The 22,964-nt window shown below is 61.0% G+C and carries 21 protein-coding genes and 1 tRNA gene; 19 read left to right on the top strand and 3 right to left on the bottom strand.

Translation table 11 applies throughout. The features are described from left to right. Window positions 1-14 precede the first annotated feature (14 nt). The 9 genes from B9Z47_RS05285 (at window position 15) to B9Z47_RS05245 (ending at window position 8,960) form a co-directional block, all read left to right on the top strand. The gene (locus B9Z47_RS05285) at window positions 15-791 is read left to right on the top strand and encodes a ferredoxin--NADP reductase (RefSeq protein ID WP_108330716.1); all 777 of its coding nucleotides are present in this window, start codon (window positions 15-17) and stop codon (window positions 789-791) included. A gap of 85 nt (window positions 792-876) precedes the next feature. Then, a complete protein-coding gene (locus tag B9Z47_RS05280; protein ID WP_108330715.1) occupies window positions 877-1,374 on the top strand; it encodes a disulfide bond formation protein B in 498 nt (165 codons plus the stop codon). A 74-nt stretch (window positions 1,375-1,448) separates the two neighbouring features. Continuing rightward, the gene (locus tag B9Z47_RS05275) at window positions 1,449-2,951 is read left to right on the top strand and encodes a sigma-54-dependent Fis family transcriptional regulator (RefSeq protein ID WP_108330219.1); all 1,503 of its coding nucleotides are present in this window, start codon (window positions 1,449-1,451) and stop codon (window positions 2,949-2,951) included. A 211-nt stretch (window positions 2,952-3,162) separates the two neighbouring features. Continuing rightward, window positions 3,163-4,350: a substrate-binding domain-containing protein gene (locus B9Z47_RS05270; protein ID WP_108330218.1), complete on the top strand. Its 1,188-nt coding sequence runs from the start codon at window positions 3,163-3,165 to the stop codon at window positions 4,348-4,350. 137 nt (window positions 4,351-4,487) lie between these two features. Beyond that, a complete protein-coding gene (locus B9Z47_RS05265; RefSeq protein WP_108330217.1) occupies window positions 4,488-5,252 on the top strand; it encodes an ABC transporter ATP-binding protein in 765 nt (254 codons plus the stop codon). 11 nt (window positions 5,253-5,263) lie between these two features. After that, a complete protein-coding gene (locus B9Z47_RS05260; RefSeq protein ID WP_108330216.1) occupies window positions 5,264-5,989 on the top strand; it encodes an ABC transporter ATP-binding protein in 726 nt (241 codons plus the stop codon). Next, window positions 5,986-6,972, top strand: a complete 987-nt coding sequence (locus B9Z47_RS05255) for a branched-chain amino acid ABC transporter permease (RefSeq protein WP_108330215.1) — start codon at window positions 5,986-5,988, stop codon at window positions 6,970-6,972. The genes B9Z47_RS05260 and B9Z47_RS05255 overlap by 4 nt, the downstream gene beginning before the upstream one ends. A 10-nt stretch (window positions 6,973-6,982) precedes the next feature. Then, on the top strand, window positions 6,983-8,071 hold the full coding sequence (locus tag B9Z47_RS05250) for a branched-chain amino acid ABC transporter permease (RefSeq protein ID WP_108330214.1): 1,089 nt from the start codon (window positions 6,983-6,985) through the stop codon (window positions 8,069-8,071). A 7-nt stretch (window positions 8,072-8,078) separates the two neighbouring features. Beyond that, a complete protein-coding gene (locus B9Z47_RS05245; RefSeq protein ID WP_108330213.1) occupies window positions 8,079-8,960 on the top strand; it encodes an alpha/beta fold hydrolase in 882 nt (293 codons plus the stop codon). 36 nt (window positions 8,961-8,996) lie between these two features. On the opposite strand, the gene hemH is transcribed toward B9Z47_RS05245, so the two are convergent. Next, complete coding sequence (hemH, locus tag B9Z47_RS05240; RefSeq protein ID WP_108330714.1) at window positions 8,997-10,085, bottom strand: ferrochelatase; 1,089 nt, start codon at window positions 10,083-10,085, stop codon at window positions 8,997-8,999. A gap of 19 nt (window positions 10,086-10,104) precedes the next feature. Between hemH and B9Z47_RS05235 the strand changes: the two genes are divergently transcribed. The 4 genes from B9Z47_RS05235 to B9Z47_RS05220 all read left to right on the top strand — a co-directional run bounded on the left by B9Z47_RS05235 (window position 10,105) and on the right by B9Z47_RS05220 (window position 12,791). Continuing rightward, complete coding sequence (locus B9Z47_RS05235) at window positions 10,105-10,812, top strand: HAD family hydrolase (RefSeq protein WP_108330212.1); 708 nt, start codon at window positions 10,105-10,107, stop codon at window positions 10,810-10,812. A gap of 144 nt (window positions 10,813-10,956) precedes the next feature. Next, window positions 10,957-11,607, top strand: coding sequence for a glutathione S-transferase family protein (locus tag B9Z47_RS05230; protein ID WP_108330713.1), 651 nt, complete (start codon window positions 10,957-10,959; stop codon window positions 11,605-11,607). Window positions 11,608-11,681: 74 nt separating this feature from the next. Continuing rightward, window positions 11,682-12,275 (top strand): nitroreductase, encoded by a 594-nt coding sequence (locus B9Z47_RS05225; protein WP_108330211.1) that lies wholly within the window; start codon window positions 11,682-11,684, stop codon window positions 12,273-12,275. A gap of 288 nt (window positions 12,276-12,563) precedes the next feature. Then, entirely contained in the window at window positions 12,564-12,791 is a 228-nt protein-coding gene (locus tag B9Z47_RS05220; protein WP_108330210.1) for a helix-turn-helix transcriptional regulator, read from the top strand. Window positions 12,792-12,839: 48 nt separating this feature from the next. Here B9Z47_RS05220 and hpnD read toward each other — a convergent pair whose 3' ends face one another. Next, a complete protein-coding gene (gene hpnD, locus B9Z47_RS05215; protein WP_108330209.1) occupies window positions 12,840-13,679 on the bottom strand; it encodes a presqualene diphosphate synthase HpnD in 840 nt (279 codons plus the stop codon). Between the two features lie 56 nt (window positions 13,680-13,735). Continuing rightward, window positions 13,736-14,767: a squalene/phytoene synthase family protein gene (locus B9Z47_RS05210; RefSeq protein ID WP_233253666.1), complete on the bottom strand. Its 1,032-nt coding sequence runs from the start codon at window positions 14,765-14,767 to the stop codon at window positions 13,736-13,738. 201 nt (window positions 14,768-14,968) lie between these two features. On the opposite strand from B9Z47_RS05210, the gene B9Z47_RS05205 reads away from it, so the two are divergent. The 6 genes from B9Z47_RS05205 (at window position 14,969) to clpX (ending at window position 22,884) form a co-directional block, all read left to right on the top strand. Then, complete coding sequence (locus B9Z47_RS05205) at window positions 14,969-16,033, top strand: efflux RND transporter periplasmic adaptor subunit (protein ID WP_233253665.1); 1,065 nt, start codon at window positions 14,969-14,971, stop codon at window positions 16,031-16,033. Window positions 16,034-16,037: 4 nt separating this feature from the next. Next, on the top strand, window positions 16,038-19,193 hold the full coding sequence (locus tag B9Z47_RS05200; RefSeq protein ID WP_108330206.1) for an efflux RND transporter permease subunit: 3,156 nt from the start codon (window positions 16,038-16,040) through the stop codon (window positions 19,191-19,193). Window positions 19,194-19,309: 116 nt separating this feature from the next. Then, window positions 19,310-19,396 (top strand) — tRNA-Leu (locus B9Z47_RS05195). 64 nt (window positions 19,397-19,460) lie between these two features. After that, complete coding sequence (tig, locus tag B9Z47_RS05190) at window positions 19,461-20,774, top strand: trigger factor (RefSeq protein ID WP_108330205.1); 1,314 nt, start codon at window positions 19,461-19,463, stop codon at window positions 20,772-20,774. Between the two features lie 123 nt (window positions 20,775-20,897). Next, the gene (clpP, locus tag B9Z47_RS05185) at window positions 20,898-21,506 is read left to right on the top strand and encodes an ATP-dependent Clp endopeptidase proteolytic subunit ClpP (RefSeq protein ID WP_108330204.1); all 609 of its coding nucleotides are present in this window, start codon (window positions 20,898-20,900) and stop codon (window positions 21,504-21,506) included. 109 nt (window positions 21,507-21,615) lie between these two features. Beyond that, on the top strand, window positions 21,616-22,884 hold the full coding sequence (clpX, locus tag B9Z47_RS05180) for an ATP-dependent Clp protease ATP-binding subunit ClpX (protein ID WP_108330203.1): 1,269 nt from the start codon (window positions 21,616-21,618) through the stop codon (window positions 22,882-22,884). Window positions 22,885-22,964 lie beyond the last annotated feature (80 nt).

Here is a 22,964-nt window from a genome sequence, read left to right as displayed (position 1 = left end):
CATTCCAAAACACCATGAGTGCTTTTCTCGAAGAACGCGTTTTGAGCGTTCACCACTGGACCGACCGTTTGTTCAGTTTCACCACCACCCGTGACCAAGCCCTGCGCTTTTCCAACGGCCACTTCACCATGATCGGCCTGCGTCAGGAGTCGGGCAAGCCGCTGCTGCGTGCCTATTCGATCGCCAGCGCCAATTACGAAGAGCATCTGGAGTTTTTGAGCATCAAGGTGCCCGACGGCCCACTGACCTCGAAGCTGCAACACATCCAGGTGGGCGACACCATCGTCGTGGGCCGCAAGCCCACCGGAACCTTGCTGTGCGACTACCTGCTGCCGGGCAAAAACCTGTACCTGCTGTCCACCGGCACGGGTCTGGCCCCGTTCATGAGCATCATCCGCGACCCCGACACCTACGAACGCTTTGAAAAAGTGATCCTGGTGCACGGCGTGCGTCAGGTCAATGAGCTGGCGTACCACGACTACATCACCCAAGACCTGCCGGCCCATGAGTTCCTGGGCGACATGGTCAGCAAGCAGTTGCTGTACTACCCCACCGTGACCCGCGAGCCCTACAAAAACCAGGGCCGTGTGACCGACCTGATGGAAAACGGCAAGCTGTTCGCGGATCTGGGCCTGCCCACACTCAACCCCGAGACCGACCGCGTGATGATCTGCGGCTCCCCCGAAATGCTCAAGGACCTCAAACGCATCTGTGAAGAGCGCGGTCTGAAAGAAGGCAACACCAGTACGCCGGGTGCCTTTGTGATCGAGCGGGCGTTTGCCGATGCCTGATGCGGCAAAGGCTTTGTGATTTGCCTCAAGCTGGCACCACCACAACGGGAGCACAATGCGCCCGTTTTGTTTGATTGACCCGCCCATGAACCTGTCCTCCATTTCCCTCAACCGCTGGTTGGCCCTGATCGCCTTGTCGGGCATCGGCATGCTGGCTTTTGGCCTGTATTTGCAGCATGTGGTGGGGCTCAACCCGTGCCCCATGTGCATCGTGCAGCGCTATGCGCTGATCGGGGTGGTGCTGGTGGCGGTGGTGGGCTCGCGCCTGCGCGGCATGGGGTTGGTGTTGTCGGGCGTGCTGCTGGCGATGGTGTCGGGCTTTGGCGGCTTCACTGCCGCCCGCCAAAGCTGGTTGCAGTGGTACCCCCCCGAAATCGTCACTTGCGGGCGTGACTTTTACGGCATGGTCGAAAACTTCCCCATCAACCGCGCCATCCCCATGATCTTCAAGGGCAGCGGCGATTGCACCAAAATTGACTGGACCTTTCTGGGCGGCTCAATTGCCAACTGGTCTTTTGTCTGTTTTGTGGTGTTTGGCCTGGCGGGTTTGCTGATCGCCTTCAAAGCCATGCGCAGCCGTTGATGGCCGTTTGAGCCGCCATGTTCATGTGTGCGGGCGTTGCGCTGGATTCATGACCGTTCGCCTGACACGCCCCGATGGAAAAAATCGTTGACCCTCTGCCCAAAGATGCACAAAGCATTTTGAATTTGGCCGCCCGGTCGCTGTTTGATGTCTTTGCGGATGCCAGCGAGGGCATGTTGCTGGTGGACCGTTCAGGCAGTGTGGTCTGGATCAATGACCAGTACCGCCGGTATTTGCCTGCGCTGGGTTTTGCCAGCGAAGCCGAGTTTGTCGGACAGCCCGTGTCCTCGGTCATTCAGAACACGCAAATGCTGCAGGTGCTGCAGACCGGTAAACCGATCCTGATTGACCTGTTGACCAACAGGGCGGGCACCTTTGTGGTGAGCCGTTTTCCGTTGCACGACGATGCGGGTCACGTCATCGGCGCGCTGGGGGTGGTTTTGTTTGACCAGCCGCAGTCGAACCTGCAACCTTTTTTGGCCAAGTTCACCCTCATGCAGCGTGAGCTGGACGAAGCGCGTGATGCGCTGGCGGTGCAGCGGCGCGTGGGGGCGGGTTTGCGCCAAGCCAGACACAGTTTTGCCAGCTTCATTGGCTCCAGCAGCGTCGTGACCGACCTCAAGCGTCAGGCGCGCAGGGCCGCGCAATCGGGCAGCCCGGTGTTGCTGTTGGGCGAGACCGGCACCGGCAAGGAATTGCTGGCGCATGCCATCCATGCGTCCTCGCCCCGGGCCAGGGGGCCGCTGGTCAGCGTGAACATTGCCGCTGTGCCTGAAACTTTGCTGGAGGCCGAGTTTTTTGGCGTGGCTCCCGGGGCTTATACCGGCGCAGAGCGCAAGGGGCGCGAGGGTAAATTCAGGCTGGCCGATGGCGGCACTTTGTTTCTGGATGAAATTGGCGACATGCCGCTGGGTTTGCAAGCCAAATTGCTGCGTGCTTTGCAAGAAGGGGAGATTGAACCGTTGGGCTCCAACCAGCTGCAAGCCTTTGATGCCCGGGTCATCGCCGCCACCTCCCGGGATTTGGCCCAGTTGGTGCGCGAAGGGCTGTTTCGTGAAGACTTGTACTACCGCCTGAATGTGCTGCCCCTGCGCGTGCCGCCGCTGCGCGAACGGGCCAGCGACATCCCGGCTTTGCTGGAGGTGCTGGCCGAGGAACTGACCTTGCGCAGTGGCGTGCCACACCCCGAGTTGAGTGCGCAGGCCGTGGCCTTGCTGTCAGCTCAGCACTGGCGGGGCAATGTCCGGGAATTGCGCAATGTGCTGGAGCAATTGCTGTTGCGCAGCGACACCGGTGTGATTGACGCAGAGGATGTGGCGCAGGTGCTGCGCCTGTCGGGGCTGAGCGACATTTCGCCGGCATCGCCTTTGTCCGCTGTGGATGCTGAGGGCGGTGCCTGGGCGTCAGGTGATCGGCTGGCGCAGGCCCCTGACCTGCAACGCCCGCTGGCGCAGCAGGTCGAGGAATTGGAGCGACGGGCTGTGGCCGCAGCTTTGCAGGCCACACAGGGCAACAAGGTCGCGGCTGCCCGAATGTTGGGGTTGTCACGGGCCAAGTTGTACCAGCGCTTGCCCTAACGTGTCTTTTATTTGAACAAGTGTTCAAATAAAAGACACGTTGCATGTATTTAAAAAATACATGCTAATCTGTCGCCAGATGGGGGTGTCAAAAATGCCTGTCAAGACAAGGGTTTAGGATGCTGCCGTGAACGCGGCCACCTGGCACGGCTTGTGCAAAGCTGACAGGTGCCGTGAAACAAAGCACGTTTTACTTTTCAGGAGACCCCACATGTTCCGTCGACACCTCATTTCGCTGGCTGTTCTTTCCGTGACAGCCGCTTTGGCCCCTGCCGCCATGGCCCAGGGCAAAGACATCAAGATCGCCCACATTTACAGCAAGACCGGCCCGCTGGAGGCCTACGGCAAGCAGACCCAGGTCGGCCTGATGATGGGGCTGAACTACGCCACAGCTGGCACCATGCAAGTGGCTGGTCGCAAGATCGTGGTGATCGAAAAAGACGACCAAGGCAAGCCCGACTTGGGCAAGAACCTGTTGGCCGCCGCTTATGGCGACGACAAGGTTGATCTGGCGGTGGGCCCCTCGGGTTCGCCGGTGGCGCTGGCCATGTTGCCGGTGGCAGAGGAGTACAAAAAGATTCTGTTGGTGGAACCCGCTGTGGCCGACTCCATCACGGGTGAGAAGTGGAACAAATACATTTTCCGCACCGGCCGCAACAGCAGCCAGGATGCGATCTCCAACGCCGTGGCGGTGGACAAGGACGGCGTGAGCATCGTCACCATGGCGCAGGACTCGGCCTTTGGCCGTGACGGCGTCAAGGCCTTCAAGGAAGCGCTGAAGAAATCCAAGCTGGTGCACGAAGAGTACCTGCCACCCGCCACCACCGACTTCACCGCCGGCGCGCAGCGCATGATCGACAAGCTCAAGGGTCAGCCTGGCCGCAAGATCATCTTCATCATCTGGGCCGGTGGCAACCCGTTCAAGATCGCCGACATGGATTTGAAGCGCTACGGCATCGAGATCGCGTCGGGTGGCAACATCCTGCCCGCCATGGTGACTTACAAGCAATTCCCCGGCATGGAAGGCGCGGCCTATTATTACTTCGGCATGCCCAAGAACCCGGTGAACGACGCCATGGTGTCCATGCACTACACCCAGTTCAAGTCGCCACCCGACTTCTTCACGGCGGGTGGATTTTCGGCGGCCATGGCGTTGGTGACAGCGCTGAAAAAGACCAACGGCGACACCAGCACCAACAAGCTGATCAGCACCATGGAAGGCATGAGCTTTGACACGCCCAAAGGCAAGATGACCTTCCGCAAGGAAGACCACCAAGCCATGCAGAGCATGTACCACTTCAAGATCAAGGTCGACCCGGCTTTTGCCTGGGGCGTGCCCGAGCTGGTCCGCGAGATCAAGCCCGAAGAAATGAACGTGCCGATCCGCAACAAGCGCTGATCGGGTGTCCTGTAGGTCGGTGGCTTTAGCCCCGACATGGTGGTGAAGCGAAGGCACTTGTCGGGGCTGAAGCCGCTGACCTACAAAAATCACGTTCTGTTGCATTGACGGGTTCGCCCATTTTTTGAACTGATCTCATGCTTGAAACCCAAAACCTGACTGTGCGGTTTGGCGGTCATGTGGCGGTGAATGCGGTGTCGTGCCGCTTTGCACCCGGTACGCTGACCGCCATCGTCGGCCCCAACGGGGCGGGCAAAACCACTTACTTCAACCTGATCTCGGGGCAGCTGCCTGCCACCGATGGCAAGGTGCACCTGAACGGGCGCGAGCTGACGGGTCTGAGTGCCTCGGCGCGTACACGCGCTGGTTTGGGCCGGGCGTTTCAGCTGACCAATTTGTTCCCCAATCTGTCGGTGTTGGAGAACGTGCGCCTGGCCGTGCAGGCCACGAAAGAGGGCGCACACCGCCGGGGCTTGAACCTGTGGAGCATCTGGAGCGACCACGCGGCTTTGACGAACCGCGCTTTGGAGATTCTGCAATCCGTGTCGATGACCGCGCAGCAAGACGCCCCCGTGGCGAGCCTGCCGCATGGCGACCAGCGCAAGCTGGAGGTGGCGCTGCTCATGGCGCTCGAGCCCTCGGTCTACATGTTCGACGAGCCCACCGCGGGCATGAGCCACGATGAAGCGCCGGTGATCCTGGATTTGATCCGCCAGCTCAAAAAAGACAAAACCAAAACCATCTTGCTGGTGGAGCACAAGATGGACGTGGTGCGTGAGTTGGCCGACCGCATCATCGTGTTGCACAACGGTACGCTGGTGGCCGATGGCGAGCCGAACGAGGTGATAGCTTCGCCCATCGTGCAAGAGGCGTACCTGGGCAAAGCCAAGGTGGCCGCATGAACAGGCCTGACATGAACACGAATTTGCTGACCCTCGAAGGCGTGCACACGCACATCGGGGCGTACCACATCCTGCACGGGGTGGATTTGGTGGTGCCGCGTGGCGAGCTGACCATGCTGCTGGGCCGCAACGGCGCGGGCAAGACCACCACGCTGCGCACCATCATGGGCCTGTGGCAAGCGTCACAAGGGCGCATCAGCTTTGGCGGGGAAGACATCACCGCACTCAACACGCCGGCCATTGCGCAAAAAAACATCGCCTATGTGCCCGAAAACATGGGCATCTTCTCGGACCTGACCGTGAAAGAAAACATGCTCTTGGCCGCCCGCAGCGCCAGGCATGCGGCGCAGATGGACGACGAGCGTTTGCAGTGGATTTTCAAACTCTTCCCGGCTGTGGAGAAATTCTGGAACCACCCGGCGGGCAAGCTCTCGGGCGGACAAAAGCAGATGCTGGCCGTGGCACGCGCCATTGTGGAGCCGCGTGATTTGCTCATCATCGACGAGCCCAGCAAGGGCCTGGCCCCGGCCATCATCCAGAACATGATCGAGGCGTTTCAGCAGCTCAAGGCCAGCGGCGTGACGATTTTGCTGGTGGAGCAAAACATCCACTTTGCCCAGCAGCTGGGCGACTCCGTGGCCGTGATGGACAACGGCCGCGTGGTGCATGCAGGCCGCATGCAGGCGCTGGCCGAAGACACGGCTTTGCAGCAATCCTTGTTGGGGCTGGCTTTATGAAATTCTTGGAAGACATCGATACCCGGCCTTTGCTGCTGGTGCCTGTGTTGGCGCTGTTGGCTTGGCCTTTGATCGGCTCGGGCTCGACCTGGCTCACGCTCACCGTGGCGGGCCTGGCCATGGGCATGATCATCTTCATCATGGCCTCGGGCCTGACGCTGGTGTTTGGCCTGATGGACGTGCTGAACTTCGGCCACGGCCTGTTCATCGCGCTGGGCGCTTTTGTGGCCACCAGCGTGTTGGGTGCCATGGGCGACTGGACCGGCTCGGGCGAGTGGTGGCGCAACATGGTGGCGGTGCTGCCCGCCATGTTGATCGCCATGGCCGTGGCCGCCGCTGTGGGCCTGGCGTTTGAGCGTTTCATCGTGCGGCCGGTGTATGGCCAGCACCTCAAGCAGATCCTGATCACCATGGGCGGCATGATCATTGGCGAAGAACTCATCAAGGTCATCTGGGGCCCGCTGCAGATCGCCTTGCCGCTGCCCGAAGCCATGCGCGGCTCGGTGTTCTGGGGTGATGCGGCCATCGAGAAATACCGCTTGCTGGCTGTGGCCGTGGGCCTGTCGGTGTTTGCGGTGCAGATGTGGGTGCTGGGCCGCACCAAGATCGGCTTGCTGATCCGCGCCGGTGTGCAGGATCGCGAGATGGTCGAGTCGCTGGGCTACCGCATTCGCCGCTTGTTTGTGGGCGTGTTCGTGGCGGGCAGCGCGCTGGCGGGCCTGGGCGGTGTCATGTGGGGCCTGTACCAGCAAAACGTGGTGCCGCAGATGGGCGCGCAGGTCAACGTGTTGATCTTCATCGTCATCATCATCGGCGGACTGGGCTCCACCGGTGGGGCGCTGATCGGTGCTTTGCTGGTGGGCCTGATGGCCAACTACACCGGCTTTCTGGCGCCCAAACTGGCGCTGTTTTCCAACATCGCGCTGATGGCGGGTGTGCTCTTGTGGCGTCCACAAGGGGTGTACCCCGTGGCCAACCGTTGAAAGTCTGGACATGTTCAATCGACTCATTTCCAATGACCAGCCGCGCAGCCGTCTGCTGGCCGCCTTGTTGGTCCTCACCTTGCTGGGCCTGGCCTTTGCGCCGTTTTTGTTCCCGGGCGTCAAGGCCCTGTCGGTCGCGGCCAAGGTGCTGATTTTTGTGGTGCTGGTGGCGGGCTTTGACCTGCTCTTGGGCTACACCGGCATCGTGAGCTTTGCGCACACCATGTTCTTTGGCATCGGGGCCTATGGCATTGCCATCTCGTCCAACACCTGGGGGCCCACCTGGGGCGCTTTGGCGGGCGGCTTTGCCTTGTCGCTGGGCCTCACGCTGGTGCTGTCGCTGGGCATTGGCCTGTTCTCGCTGCGCGTGCGGGCGATCTTTTTCGCCATGATCACGCTGGCTGTGGCCGCGGCTTTTCAGACGCTGGCATCGCAATTGTCGGACTTCACCGGGGGCGAAGACGGCCTGAGCTTCAAGTTGCCCGAGCTGCTTTTGCCCAGCACCGAGTTCAGTGAAGAGCCCTTTCTGGGCGTTTCGCTGGATGGCCGTTTGCTTTGCTACTACCTGCTGTTCGTTTTGGCCGTGGGCATGCTGCTGTCGCTCTTGCGCATCGTCAATTCGCCGTTTGGCCGCGTGCTGCAAGCCATCCGCGAAAACGAGTTCCGCGCCGAGGCCATTGGCTACCGCGTGGTGGTGTACCGCACGCTGTCGAGCGTGTTGTCGGCGCTCTATGCCTGTGTGGCTGGGGCCATGCTGGCGCTTTGGCTGCGCTACAACGGGCCGGACACCTCGCTCAGCTTTGAAATCATGATGGACGTGCTGCTGATCGTGGTGATCGGTGGCATGGGCACGATCTATGGTGCAGCCATTGGCTCGGTGCTGTTTTTGCTGGCGCAAAGCTATTTGCAGGATTTGCTGCGCTGGGCCAGCGAAGCGGCAACGGCCTGGCCCTTGCTGTCGGCCTTGTTGTCGCCCGACCGCTGGTTGCTGTGGCTCGGTGTCTTGTTTGTGTTGTCGGTGTATTACTTCCCGACCGGGGTGGTGGGGCGCTTGCGCAGCCGCGCCGCGCTGCGCCGCCTTGCCCTTCAACGCCGCTGAGGTGCCTATGCCGTCTTCCCTGAACGCTTTCGCATCCGGCTACATCACCTGTGCAGGTTTGGAAATCCATTACACCGACTGGGGCCAAGCCGAAAAAGGCACGGTGATCGCTTGGCATGGACTGGCCCGCACCGGGCGCGACATGGACGAGCTGGCTGCGCACTTGAGCGCATGCGGCTGGCGTGTGATTTGCCCGGACACGGTGGGCCGTGGCCTGTCGCAGTGGAGTGCCGATCCGCAGAACCAGTACTGCCTGGCCTTTTACGCCCGGCTGGCGCGTGAACTGATGGATGGCTTGCAATTGCGCGCCGTGCATTGGGTGGGCACCTCGATGGGCGGGGCGATTGGCACGCTGTGCGCGGCGGGTTTGGTCGAGCCCACATTGAAGCACCGCATCCTGAGCCTGACGCTCAACGACAACGCGCCCGAACTGGCACAAGCCGCCATTGACCGCATCAAGGCCTATGCGGGCACCCCTCCCGCGTTTGCCACGGTGACCGAACTTGAAGCGTTTTTGCGTCAGGTCTACAAGCCGTTTGGCTGGTTGAGCGACGCGCAGTGGCGTCGGTTGACGGAAACGTCCACCCGTCGCCTGCCCGATGGCCGCGTCACGCCGCATTACGACCCGGCCATGGCGATGCAGTTCACCGCGCACCCCAACGACTACCTGATCTGGGACCACTATGACGCGCTCAAATTGCCGGTGCTGTTGCTGCGTGGGGCCGACTCTGATCTGGTTTTGCCGCACACGGTGGCCGACATGCGCCGTCGGGGGCCGGGGGCACGGGGGCAACTCAAAGTGATCGAGGTGCCCGGCTGCGGTCACGCACCGGCTTTGAACGTGCTGCAGCAGCTGGAGTGGGTGACGGACTTCATTGAAGCCGTTTGACGTTCCGGGCCGATCGGTTGTTTTGCGCAGGCGATCTCAGTTTTTGGCCCCGTGCGCCAAAGCCCGCGCCCGGCTTGCCGCCAGCGCCGCAGTGTCAGGCACTGACAAATCCCAGCCCTGCATGTGGCTCAGGCTGATGTCGGCCAGCGCCTCAATCCATTGCGCGTGGTTGTTCAGGCAGGGGATGTAGCTGAAGCTTTCGCCGCCTGCGTGCAAAAACGCTTCTTGCGCTTCTTGCTGAATCTCCTCCAGGGTCTCCAGGCAGTCGCTGGTGAAGCCCGGGCAGATCACGTCCACCTTTTTCACGCCTTGCTGCGCCATGGCGATCAGCGTGGGCTCGGTGTAGGGCTCCAGCCATTTGGCTTTGCCAAAGCGCGACTGGAAGGTCAGTTTGTACTGGTCCTTGGACAAGCCCAGCGCTTCGGCCAGCAGGCGACCAGTTTTCATGCATTCGCAGTGGTAGGGGTCGCCCAGTTGCAAAGTGCGCTCGGGCACGCCGTGAAAGCTCATGACCAGCTGCTCGGCCTGGCCGTGTGCAGCCCAGTGCTCGCGCACGGTGGTCGCCAGCGCGGCGATGTAGCGCGGGTCGTCGTGGTAGCGGTTGACAAACCGCAGCTCGGGAATCAGCCGGGTTTTCAGGCCCCAGCGGTAGACCGCGTCGAACACGCTGGCCGTGGTGGTGCCGCTGTATTGCGGATAAGCGGGCACGATCAGCACGCGCTGCACGCCCTCGGCCTTCAAGGCGCTGAGTTGCTCGGGGATGGACGGCTGGCCGTAGCGCATGGCGTAGCGCACGGTGACGTGGTGGCCACGCTCTTGCAGCGTCGTGCCCAGCGACTGGGCCTGTTGTTCGGTGAAGGCTTTCAGGGGCGAGCCCTGCTCGGTCCAGATGCTGGCGTATTTGGCGGCCGATTTGGCCGGGCGCACGCGCAAGATGATGCCGTGCAGGATCAACCACCAGATGGGTTTGGGGATCTCGACCACGCGGCTGTCGCCCAAAAATTCGGCCAGGTATTTGCGCAGGGCCGGGGCTGTGGGGGCGCTGGGGGTGCCCAGGTTGCAATACAGCACAGCCGTTTTGGGGGCCTGACCATGTTGGAAGGAGGGTTCTTGTTGAAATGCCATGCGGTATTCTCCCACCACCATGATTGACATTTCCCGAATCAAAGCCATTACCCTCGATCTGGACGACACTTTGTGGCCCGTCTGGCCCACGATTGGCCGTGCCGAGGTGGTTTTACAGACCTGGCTGAGCGCCCATGCCCCCGGTGCGGCAGCGCTGTCGGCCGATGCCGAACTCAAAAAAGCCATCCGCGCCGAAATCAACGCCCGCCACGCCGACCGGGCTCATGATTTGTCGTTTCTGCGCCGGGAGTCGATCCGCGCCATGCTGCATCAAGCCGGGGAGCCTGGGCACCTGGCCGAGGTGGCTTTTGAGGTGTTTTTTGCCGAGCGTCAGCGGGTGGACTTGTTTGACGATGCGATGCCCGCGTTGGCATTCTGGAGTCAGCGCTACCCGGTGGTGGCGCTGTCAAACGGCAACGCCGATGTGCACCGTGTCGGCATTGGCCAGCATTTTCACGCCAGCGTCAGCGCCCAGTCGCTCGGCGTGGCCAAGCCGGATTTGCGGGTTTTTGTGGCCGGTGCCCAGGCCGCAGGCGTTGCACCGCACGAGGTGCTGCACATTGGCGATGACGCCCACGCTGACTGCGTGGGTGCCTTGGCTGCAGGCATGCAGGTCGCCTGGCTCAACCGCGAAGGCCACGACTGGACCCATGGCGACACTCGCCCGCATCTGGAGGTGCGAGACTTGCACGCGCTGTGCGCCAGCTGGCCCGACTACGTTTTCTAGGTCGGCGGCTTCAGCCCCGACATGGGATCTGTGTCGCGCCCGAAGACGGCGGACCTGAATGTGCCGACGGGGAACGTCCCCTTGTATGTTGGTGGCTTTAACCCCGACATGAAATCTGTGCAATGTGACCATCAGGAGACCGACATGACTTTGAAAATTTACGGCATTGGCGCTTCCCGCGCTGCACGCCCGATCTGGACTGCACTGGAGTTGGGTGCGCCGTTTGAGCACATCGCCACGCCATACGCAGGCGGCGCGACCCGCACGCCCGAGTTTTTGGCGATCAACCCCAATGGCCACATCCCGGCTGTGGTGGACGAGCGCCCCGAAGGCACGGTCACCGTTTGGGAAAGCATGGCCTGCGCGCTGTACATCGCCCGCGTGCATGGCCAGGCCGATGGCCAAACGATCACGCCCGCCACGCCCCGCGAAGAGGCCGAAGCCTTGCGCTGGAGTTTCTGGACCGTGACCGAGTTGGAAAAAGACGCGCTCACCGTGCTGATGCACCGCATGGCCATGCCCGCAGACCAGCGCAAGCCAGAATTGGCGGACCAGGCGGAAAGCCGATTGAAAGTGCCGCTGGCCGTGTTGGAAAAACACCTGCAGGCCCAAAACGCCCAAGGCGAGGCTTACCTGGCGGCGAACCGCTTCACTGTGGCCGATGTGTGCGTGGCCAGTGTGGCCAGCTGGGTCCGTCCGGCCGGCGCTTTGTTGGCGCAATACCCGTCAGTCTCCAGTTGGCTGCATGCCTGCGTGGAACGCCCTGCCCAGAAACAGGCGAGGGCGATGAAGTAAAAGCCCATGAGGTGGTGTGTGGTGTATCGGGCAAACTTCATGTCGGATGAAATGATCAGTTCGAGAGAGTCCGCATGAGCGAAGCCGAAAAAGAAACCACCATACAGCTGGCCAGTCAATGGATCGCTTCGCGCCAAACTGTGTTGCCCAAGCGGTTGGTGGCCCCGGGACCTGATGCCGCTGAACTTGAACAATTGTTCCGGGCAGCAGCCGACGCGCCGGACCACGACCTCATCAACCCCTGGCGGTTTTTGATCATTCCCGAGCACAGAAGGGCCGATTTGGGCGCGCTGTTTGCCCAAGCCTTGCTGGAGCGTGATGCGAGCGCGTCCAACGATCAGGTAGCGCAGGCGCGCGACAAGGCCCTGCGTGCGCCTTTGCTGATGCTGCTGATCGTGGACGAGGCCAAAGGTGATGCCGACATCGACCTGAACGAGCGCGTGCTGAGTGCAGGTTGCGCCGTGCAAAACTTCATGCTGCTGGCCCATGCCATGGGCTATGGCTCGGGCTTGACGAGTGGCAAGGCACTCAAGGCAGATTCTTTCAGAGCCGGTCTGGGGCTGGGCGCGTCAGAGCACGCGATTTGTTGCCTGAGCGTGGGCACAGTCAGCTCACGCAAACCCTTCAAGCCGCGCCCCGAGGTGTCGCAATTCACCCGCATCTGGTGAGTGGATGAACGCGGTTGCGCTGTCAGGGGGCAGGCGGTGCTCGGCGCTGTCCCGCTTGCGGAGCTTGAGTGTGTCCATGTCCTTACTCCTTCAATTGGCGCGCGAGACACAGCTTGCGCAGCGGTGTGAGCGCTATGCATGGCGTTGTCGAGTGATAGATTGATTTCCCGAACGGGAAATTATTTAAGCAGATGCTCTTGAAATACAGAAAAATTCCCGTTCGGGAAATACACATTGCCTTGAAGTGAGTCCTGATAAAAAATTCCTGAACGGGAAATTTTGGAAACCATGACCAGCATTCATTCACCACAGCAATTGGGCGATGCCATCCGCGCAGCCCGCAAGCAGCTCGCGCTCACTCAGCCTCAGTTGGCCTTGGCGGCAGGGGGCGGTGTGCGCTTTGTCGTGGAGCTGGAGGCGGGCAAACCCACGGTGCGACTGGCACAAGTGTTGCGCGTACTGCACGCGCTGGGTGGCGAGATCCATATCACTGGATTGCCAGAGGCTGGCGTCTGACGTTCTTGCTGAGACGTCATGCCGTGCATGCCCTTCAAGCAGAGGGCCTCAAAACCGCCCCAGCGCCTGCATCTTCCAAGCCAGCCACAGTTTGCGCAGTGGCGTGAGCGCGATGCGCTGGTGCAGCACCTGAAAGCCCGAGGCTTCGATTTCGCGCAGCAAGGTGCGGTAGATGCTGGCCATCATGAGGCCGGGTTTTTGTGCGCGGCGGTCGGCCGCGGGCAGCAGGGCCAGGGCTTCGTCGTACAGGGCGTGGGCACGGTCGGTCTGGAACTTCATCAGCGCGGTGAAGCGGTCTGAATAGTCGCGCTGCATCAGATCGTTGGCTTTGACGCCAAAGCGTTGCTGCTCGTCCAGCGGCAAATAGATGCGCCCGCGCAGCGCGTCTTCGCCCACGTCGCGGATGATGTTGGTCATCTGAAAGGCCAGGCCCAGTTTGTGGGCGTAAGCGGTGGTGGCCTCGTCGGTTTGGCCAAAGATGCGGGCGGCGACTTCGCCCACCACGCCGGCCACCAGGTGGCAGTATTTCGTCAGGCCAGCAAAGTCCAGATACCGGGTCTGGTTCAGGTCCATCTGGCAGCCTTCGATCACGGCCATCAGGTGGCGGCTTTCGATGCCGAACGGCTGGGTGTGCGGCATTAGCGCATGCATAACCGGGTGGGTGGGCTGGCCCGCATAAGCTTGCTGCACTTCTTTTTGCCACCAGCCGAGCTTGGCGGCGGCCACGCTGGGGTCGCTGATTTCGTCGACCACGTCGTCCACTTCGCGGCAAAACGCATAAAACGCGGTGATGGCTGCGCGGCGCTCGGGGGGCAAGAACAGGAAGGCGTAATAAAAGCTGCTGCCCGAAGCGGCGGCTTTTTGCTGGACGTAGTCTTGCGGGCTCATGGGCTGGGATTCTCGCATCGAAAGAAGGCGCTCTAGGCAGGGCTCAAGGCGGGGGCTCAAAGCCTTGTGTCGCCAGACAATCGGCGAAATTGCTTGTCCAGCACGGCGGGTGAGGCCAAGCCCAAAGCAATGCGCCCCATCAAACCGCGCATTTCGTGGCGCGGCATTTTGACGCGGCGGGTCAGGGCCAAAGGCCCGGCCTGGCGCAGCAGGGTCACGGTGCGCGCACCGATCAAGGCGGGCAGGGCGCTGGCCAGGCGCAAACGCAGCGGCTTCAGAGCCAGGGTGTAGCGCATGCCATCGGCCAGTTGGGATTGGGTGTGGTCCAGCCATTGGTTGTACAGCGGGGCCAGGGCTTGCAAGGTGTCGGCGCGTCCTGATTGGGCGGCTTCGGCCAGCAGCGCCGGGGTCAGGCCTGCTGTGGCCAAAGTCTTTGCAGGCCAGTAGCAGCGGCCTGCTGCCAGGTCGGCTCCGGCGTCGCGCACGATGTTCAGGCGCTGCAGGCCCATGCCGTATTGCCGACCGATGCGCATCATGTCTTCTTGCGGCAGGCGGGCGTAGCCGGGCAGATGGCGGCCGCACAGCTCGGTCCAGAATTCGCCCACGCAACCGGCCACGAGCCAGGTGTAGTCCGCCAGCTCGGCTTCTGTTTGCAAAGCGTGCAGTCCGGGGCCAAAACGCGCCATGTCCAGGAGCTGCCCCCGGGTGATGTGGCTGAGCACCTGGCGCACGCTGGCTTGGTCTTTTGTGGACAGCGTCAACAGCAGCGGCAGACATTGGGGCAGTGCCTGCATCAGGGCGCGTTCGTGCGGGTCGGTTTGTTGCGCGGCAAATGACTGGGTCAGCCGAGCCAGTTCACTGTGGTGTTCTTTGGACATGTCCGGTGCGGCAATGGCCTGCGTCATCAGCGCCAGCAAGACCTGGCGTTCGGCCAAGGGCAAAGCGGTGGTGTCGGCCACGGTGTCGGTGGCGCGGGCCAACAGGTAGCCGATGGCCACCGGGGCTTGCAGCACGTTGGGCAGCAGGCGGATGGACAGGTCAAACGAGCGTGACACACCGCGCAAGAGACGGCGTTGATCAGGGCTCAAACCCGGACTTGGCGGCCGCTGGAATAGGGGGGCATTTTTCATGGTCAATGGCTATTGTCGCTTGACAGAACGGGTCACTTTGAATAGATTACTAACCAGTCAGTCATTATCTTTTTCGGGAACTACATGCCAATCCACTGGTCACTCGCCGCGCGGCGAGTTTTTCATTTCTGCGCTACCGCAGTTTTTTTGACAACTTTAGTGGCATGTTCAAAAAAAGAAGCGCCGCAAGAGCCTTTGCGTTCGGTCAAGCTCATCACGGTCACGGCAGGCGAGTTGAACGTTTCGGGCGAGTATGCGGCCGAGGTGCGGGCTCGCGTGGAGTCTCGTTTGGGGTTTCAGGTGCCGGGCAAACTGGTGGCGCGCCCGGCAGATGTGGGTCAGCGTGTCGCGGCTGGGCATTTGTTGGCCCGGGTGGACGCGCAAGATTACCAATTGGCGGCTCAAGCGGCCCAGGCCCAGGTGAACGCTGCATCAAGCCAGCGCGATCTGGCAGCGGCAGAATTCAAGCGCTTTGAAGCCTTGAAGACGCAAAACTTCATCAGTGGTGCCGAGCTGGAGCGTCGCGAAACCAGCTTGAAGGCGGCCGAGGCGGCCTTGAGTCAGGCCAAAGCCCAGGCGCAAGCTCAAAGCAATCAGGCCGGGTACGCCCGCTTGACGGCCAGCCACGCGGGGGTGATCACAGCTGTCGAAGCCGAAGTGGGGCAGGTGGTCTCGGCGGGCCAGACTGTGCTGCGTTTGGCGCACGATGGCCCGCGTGACGCGGTGTTTGCCGTGTCCGAGCAAATGGTTTTGGCGCTGAAAGTGGGGCAAACCATGCAGGCCACCTTGGCCAGCACGGGGCAAACCTTGAAAGGCCAAGTTCGGGAGCTGGCCGCCAGTGCCGACCCGGTCACGCGCACCTATGCCGTCAAATTGGCGCTCGACGCTTCAGAGCGCTTGCCTTTGGGGGCCACAGTCAATGTGCTGGCCGCCGGATTGCTGGGCAGCCAGAGCGCCGTGATCAAGTTGCCGACCAGTGCGCTGCGCCAGGAAGGACAGGGCACCGTGGTGTGGCTGTTGGACGAAGCCAGCATGACCGTGAACACCCAGGCGGTGCAGGTGGGCCGTGTGGATGGCAACGAGGTGGTCATCGCTGCGGGTCTGAAGCCAGGGCAAAAAGTGGTGAGCGCGGGCGTGCATGTTTTGTCGCCAGGCCAGAAGGTCACGGTTTACCGCGCTGGGCCATCAACAGCGCCGGCTGCTGCGGCTTCAGCCCCACGGTGATCGCATGAGCAGCACCGAAAACACCGCATTCAACCTCTCGCGCTGGGCGCTGGAGCACCCGGCCCTGACCCGCTACCTGATGGTGGTGCTGATGGTTCTGGGCATGGCCTCTTACTTTCAGCTGGGGCAAGACGAAGACCCGCCTTTCACGTTCAGAGCCATGGTGGTGCGGGCCTATTGGCCGGGTGCCACCGCCGAGCAAGTGGCCGAGCAGGTGACCGACAAGATCGAACGCACCCTGCAAGAGGTGCCTTTTACCGACAAGATCCGCAGCTATTCGAAGCCGGGCGAAGCGCAGATCATTTTCCAGATCAAGGACAACTCCAAACCGGGCGATGTGCCCCAGGTTTGGTACGCGGTCCGCAAAAAGATTGGCGACATGCGTGGCAGCTTGCCGCAAGGGGTGGTGGGGCCATTTTTCAACGACGAATTTGGGGATGTGTATGGCGTGATCTATGCCTTGAGCGGCGAAGGTTTCTCGCCCGCCGAGGTCAAGACCGAGGCCGACAGCCTGCGCCAAGCCTTGCTGCGCGTGCCCGATGTGGCCAAGGTGGAGTTGTTTGGCGCGCAGGACGAAAAGGTCTTTGTCGAGGTTTCTCAAAAGAAGCTGGCCCAAATGGGCCTGGACATGGGGGCTGTGCTGGCCCAGCTGAACCAGCAAAACGCGGTGGAGTCGGCAGGCAGTGTGCAGTCGCCTGCCGATGTGGTGCAGGTGCGTGTGGGCGGCCAGTTCCAGAGCCTGGCCGATTTGCAGGCCATGCCGATCCGCGGGGCCTCGGGCACGCAAATTCGCCTGTCGGACATCGCCACCGTGACCCGTGGTTATTCAGATCCGCCTTCCGTCAAGGTGCGCCACGAGGGGCAGGAAGTGATCGCGCTGGGCGTGTCCATGGCCAAGGGCGGCGACATCATCGCCCTGGGCCAATCCTTGCGTCAGGCGGTCGCGCTGGCGCAAACCCATTTGCCTGCGGGCATGACGCTCACGCAAGTGCAAGACCAGCCCAGTGCTGTGTCCAACTCGGTCAACGAGTTCATCAAGGTCTTGATCGAGGCGGTGGTGATCGTGCTGGCGGTGAGTTTTCTGGCACTGGGCCTGCACAAGCGGCCAGGTCACAACCCCGTGTGGCGGCGCTGGACGCTGGACATCCGGCCCGGTCTGGTGGTGGGCATCACCATTCCGTTGGTCTTGGCGGTCACCTTTTTGGCCATGCATTACTTTGGCATTGGCCTGCACAAAATCTCACTGGGCTCGCTCATCATCGCCTTGGGGCTGCTGGTGGACGACGCCATCATTGCGGTGGAGATGATGGTGCGCAAGATGGAAGAGGGCTACGACAAAGTGCGTGCCGCCACCTTCGCCTATGAACTCACGGCCATGCCCATGCTCACGGGCACCTTGATCACGGCGGCGGGTTTCTTGCCGATCGGCATGGCCAAGTCCATGACGGGTGAATACACCTTCGCGATTTTTGCGGTCACGGTGGTGGCTTTGCTGGTCAGCTGGGTGGCTTCGGTTTACTTTGTACCTTATTTGGGGGCCTGGCTGCTCAAGCCGCCAGCGCATGCCGTGTCGGCCGCGCACCTGGATTCGGCCGAGATGTTTGACACGCCGTTTTACCGGCACTTTCGCACTTGGGTGACGTGGTGCGTGACGCACCGCTGGAAGACGATTGGCATCACGATTTTCTTGTTCGCCCTCGGCATTGTGGGCATGGGCAAGGTGCAGCAGCAGTTCTTCCCGGACTCCAGTCGCCCTGAGATCATGGTGGACTTGTGGCTCCCGGAAGGTTCACCTTTCAAGGCCAGCGAAGACATGGCCAAACGGGTGGAGCAACGCTTGGCGCAAGAAGACGGCGTCAAGTCGGTCACGGCCTGGGTCGGCTCGGGCGTGCCGCGCTTTTATTTGCCACTGGACCAGGTGTTTCCTCAGACCAACGTGTCTCAGTTGATCGTGCTGCCCAAGGATTTGAAAACCCGCGAAGTGTTGCGCGCCAAGCTGCCCACTTTGCTGGCCCAGGAGTTCCCCGAAATCCGTGGACGCGTCAAGTTGCTGCCCAATGGCCCGCCTGTGCCTTACCCGGTGCAGTTCCGGGTGGTGGGTCCGGACCCCAAGGTCTTGCGTCTGAAGGCCGACGAGATCAAGGCCGAGATGCGCCAAAACGCCAACACCCGGGGCGTGAACGACAACTGGAACGAGTCGGTCAAGTCGGTGCGGCTCGAAGTCGACCAAGCCAAAGCCCGTGCTTTGGGCGTGACCAGCCAGTCCATTGCCCAGGCTTCTCGCACCTTGCTTTTGGGCTCTACCGTCGGGCAATACCGCGATGGCGACAAGCTGATCGACATCGTGCTGCGCCAGCCTTTGGCCGAGCGTGACGCCTTGTCGGACTTGGGTCAGGCTTACGTGCCCACGGCATCCGGCAAGTCGATCCCTTTGCTGCAAATCGCCACCCCGGTGTTGGCCTGGGAGCCCGGCGTGATGTGGCGCGAGGGTCGCCAATACGCGATCACGGTGCAGTCCGACATTGCCGAAGGCTTGCAGGGCGCGACCGTGACGGCGCAGCTGCTGCCCGCCCTCAAAAAGACCGAGGCCACCTGGCAAGGCCAGGGCTTGAGCGGTTACCGCATCGAGGTGGCGGGTGCGGTGGAGGAAAGTTCCAAAGGCTCCGCTTCTATCGCGGCGGGTGTGCCGGTCATGTTGTTCATTACGTTCACCTTGCTGATGCTGCAGTTGCAAAGCTTCAGCCGTGCCATGTTGGTGTTTTTGACCGGCCCTTTGGGCATGGCAGGTGTGGCAGCGGCTTTGCTAGTGCTGAACCGGCCGTTTGGCTTTGTGGCTTTGCTGGGTGTGATCGCGCTCATGGGCATGATTCAGCGCAATTCGGTGATCCTGATCGACCAGATTGAGCAGGACCGGGCCGCTGGCGTGGCGCCGTGGCAAGCGATTGTCGAGTCGGCCGTGCGCCGTCTGCGCCCGATCGTGCTGACGGCAGCGGCGGCTGTTTTGGCCATGATTCCCTTGTCGCGCAGCATCTTTTGGGGCCCGATGGCAGTCGCCATCATGGGCGGCTTGATCGTGGCCACGGCGCTCACCTTGCTGGCGCTGCCTGCCATGTATGCGGCCTGGTTCAGAATTGAACGCCCAAATGAAGCCCGTGCCTGAATTTGGCCCATCGAAGCGGCTAAAATAGAAAGTTGACCGATTTCATCCGGGCGGTCAGGTGCGTGAGACAGCTTTGGGGCTGGCTGACGGGCCTGACGCCCTTTTTGTTTGGACCCGCGCGGGTGGCGAAATTGGTAGACGCACCAGGTTTAGGTCCTGACGGTGGCAACACTGTGCGGGTTCGAGTCCCGCCCCGCGCACCAACCGACTTGTGGCCAAAGGGGTAACCCTGCGGTATGAGAGACATTCAATTAACCGAGAACGACGATGACTGTGACTGTTGAAACCCTTGAAAAGCTGGAACGCAAGATCACCCTGACTGTGCCCGTGACGGCCATCCAGTCTGAAGTGGACGCACGTCTGAAGAAAATGGCCCGCACCGTGAAAATGGACGGTTTCCGTCCCGGCAAAGTGCCCATGAATGTGGTGGCCCAGCGCTATGGTTACTCGGTTCAGTACGAAGTGTTGAACGACAAAGTGGGCGAGGCTTTCAGCAAAGCCGCTAACGAGGCCCAAGTGCGTGTGGCCGGTCAGCCCCGCATCTCCGAAAAAGAAGGCGCGCCTGAGGGCGAGCTGAACTTCGAAGCCATCTTCGAGGTGTACCCCGAAGTCAAGCTGGGCAACCTGGCTGACACCGAAGTCGAAAAATTGACCGCTGAAGTGTCTGACGCGGCCATCGACAAGACCATCGACATCCTGCGCAAGCAGCGCCGCACCTTCGCCCAGCGCGCCCAAGACGCTGCCGCACAAGACGGCGACCGCGCCACCATCGACTTCGAAGGCAAGATCGACGGTGAAGTGTTCTCCGGCGGCAAAGCCGAAGACTTCCAGTTCATCTTGGGCGACGGCCAGATGCTCAAAGAGTTTGAAGACGCTGTGCGCGGCATGAAAACCGGCGAAAGCAAGACCTTCCCGCTGGCTTTCCCCGCCGATTACCACGGTCAGGATGTCGCTGGCAAAACCGCCGATTTCTTGGTCACCGTCAAAAAACTCGAAGCCGCCAACCTGCCCGAAGTCAACGAAGCCCTGGCCAAGTCCTTGGGCATTGCCGATGCGACCGTGGAAGGTTTGCGCGCCGACATCCGCAAAAACCTCGAGCGCGAAGTGAAATTCCGCCTGCTGGCCCGTAACAAGCAAGCCGCCATGGACGCTTTGGTTGCCAAGGCCGAGCTGGACCTGCCCCAGTCGATCGTGCAAAACGAAATCGAGCGCCTGAAAGAAGGTGCCCGTGCCGACTTGAAGCAGCGCGGCATCAAGGACGCCGACAAGGCCCCGATCCCTGACGACATCTTCCGCCCCCAAGCCGAGCAGCGTGTGCGCCTGGGCCTGGTGGTGGCTGAAGTCGTGCGTGGCAACACCCTGCACGCCAAGCCTGAACAAATCAAGGCGCACATCGAAGAGCTGGCCGCCAGCTACGAGCGCCCCGATGACGTGGTACGTTGGTACAACAGCGACAACCAGCGTCTGGCCGAAGTCGAAGCCGTGGTCATCGAAGGCAATGTGTCTGAATTTGTTCTGTCTCAAGCCAAGGTCACCGAAAAGGCCATCACGTTTGAAGAACTGATGGGCCAGCAAGGCTGATCGTTTTTTTGATTCGCCTGAGAATGGGGCTTGTGCCGGGCTTGCAGTCTGGCTGACAAGCCCCATCTCATTGGTGGGGTTCAAAACCCGGGTAAAGTCATCCGTGAAATTTCTGGAGAAATGATGAGCGCACTGGACATCACAAATTTGGGCATGGTCCCCATGGTCGTCGAGCAGTCGGGCCGCGGCGAACGCGCCTACGACATCTATTCGCGTCTTCTCAAAGAGCGCGTGATCTTTTTGGTGGGTGAGGTCAATGACCACATGGCCAACCTGATCGTGGCCCAGTTGCTGTTTTTGGAGAGCGAAAACCCTGAGAAGGACATTTCCCTCTACATCAACTCGCCCGGTGGTTCGGTGAGTGCGGGCATGGCGATTTACGACACCATGAACTTCATCAAGCCCGACGTGTCCACCCTGTGCAACGGCATGGCCGCCAGCATGGGCGCGTTCTTGCTGTCGTCGGGCGCAAAGGGCAAGCGTTTTTCGCTGCCCAATTCCAAAATCATGATTCACCAGCCTTTGGGCGGTGCGCGTGGTCAAGCCACCGAAATCGAAATCGCGGCGCGCGAAATCGTCAAGACACGTGCACACCTGAACCGCATCCTGTCCGAAAACACCGGTCAACCGCTGGAGAAGATTGAACTCGACACCGAGCGCGACTATTACCTGTCGGCGCAAGAGTCCAAAGACTACGGTTTGATTGACGAAGTCATTTCCAAACGCGCTTGAGGGTGGCCGGGCTTTTCCGGCACCCTGGCTGACGGCGTTGACCTGCGAAGGGTGAACGCCGTTTTTCTTTCGTTATCATTGACGAATTCCGGATACCGAGGCGACATTTATGGCCGATAAAAAAGGCTCAAGCACTGAGAAAAACCTGTTCTGTTCCTTTTGCGGCAAAAGCCAGCACGAGGTCAAAAAGCTCATCGCAGGTCCATCGGTCTTCATTTGTGACGAGTGCATTGATTTGTGCAACGACATCGTGCGCGATGAATTAGCCACCAACGCCACATTGGGCGAAGGGACCAAGGAAGGCTTGCCTACCCCGCTGGACATCAAGACCAATCTGGACAACTATGTGATTGGCCAGGAAAAAGCCAAGCGCAGTCTGGCGGTGGCGGTGTACAACCATTACAAGCGCCTCAAGCACAAAGAGGGTGCCAAGAAAGACGATGTGGAGCTGGCCAAGAGCAACATCTTGCTGATCGGCCCCACAGGATCGGGCAAGACCTTGCTGGCCCAGACCATGGCCCGCATGCTGGATGTGCCGTTTGTCATGGCCGACGCCACCACCTTGACCGAAGCCGGTTATGTGGGCGAAGACGTTGAAAACATCGTCGCCAAGCTTTTGCAGACCTGCAATTACGACGTGGAGCGTGCCCAGCGCGGCATCGTCTACATCGACGAGATCGACAAGATCACCCGCAAGTCGGACAACCCTTCGATCACCCGCGACGTGTCGGGCGAGGGCGTGCAGCAGGCCTTGCTCAAGCTGGTCGAAGGCACCATGGCCAGCGTGCCCCCGCAAGGCGGCCGCAAGCACCCGAACCAAGACTTTTTGCAGATCGACACGACCAACATCCTGTTCATTTGCGGTGGCGCGTTTGCGGGCCTGGAAAAAGTCATCGAAAACCGCACCGAGTCGGGCGGCATCGGCTTCGGCGCCACGGTCAAGAGCAAGAAGCAGCGTTCGCTGACCGACGTGTTCAACGAAGTCGAGCCCGAAGACCTGATCAAGTTCGGTCTGATCCCCGAGTTGGTGGGTCGTTTGCCGGTGGTGGCCACTTTGGCCGAGCTGAGTGAAGAGGCGCTGGTTCAAATTTTGACCGAACCGAAGAATGCGGTGGTCAAACAGTTCACCAAACTGCTGGCCATGGAGGGCGTGGAGCTCGAAGTGCGCCCCAATGCGCTGACGGCCATGGCTCGCAAGGCACTGGCCCGCAAGACAGGTGCCCGTGGCCTGCGCTCCATCATGGAGCAGGCGCTGATTGACACCATGTTTGAGTTGCCCAACCAGGCGAACGTCGAAAAAGTGGTGGTGGACGAGTCTGTCATTGATGACAACAAGCCGCCATTGCTGGTTTACCGAGAGTCTGCCAAGCAGGCCTGACCCACCTGGATGCATGCTGACGAATATCCGTGGTACCCCACGGGTTGAAATCTGCGCATCAGCATCCATGTGTAGCTGAA

The sequence above is a fragment of the Limnohabitans sp. 2KL-1 genome (assembly GCF_003063435.1).
Taxonomy (GTDB): domain Bacteria; phylum Pseudomonadota; class Gammaproteobacteria; order Burkholderiales; family Burkholderiaceae_C; genus Limnohabitans_A.
Note: the sequence above shows the minus strand (reverse complement) of the source record. Positions and strands in the feature narration are given on the sequence as shown.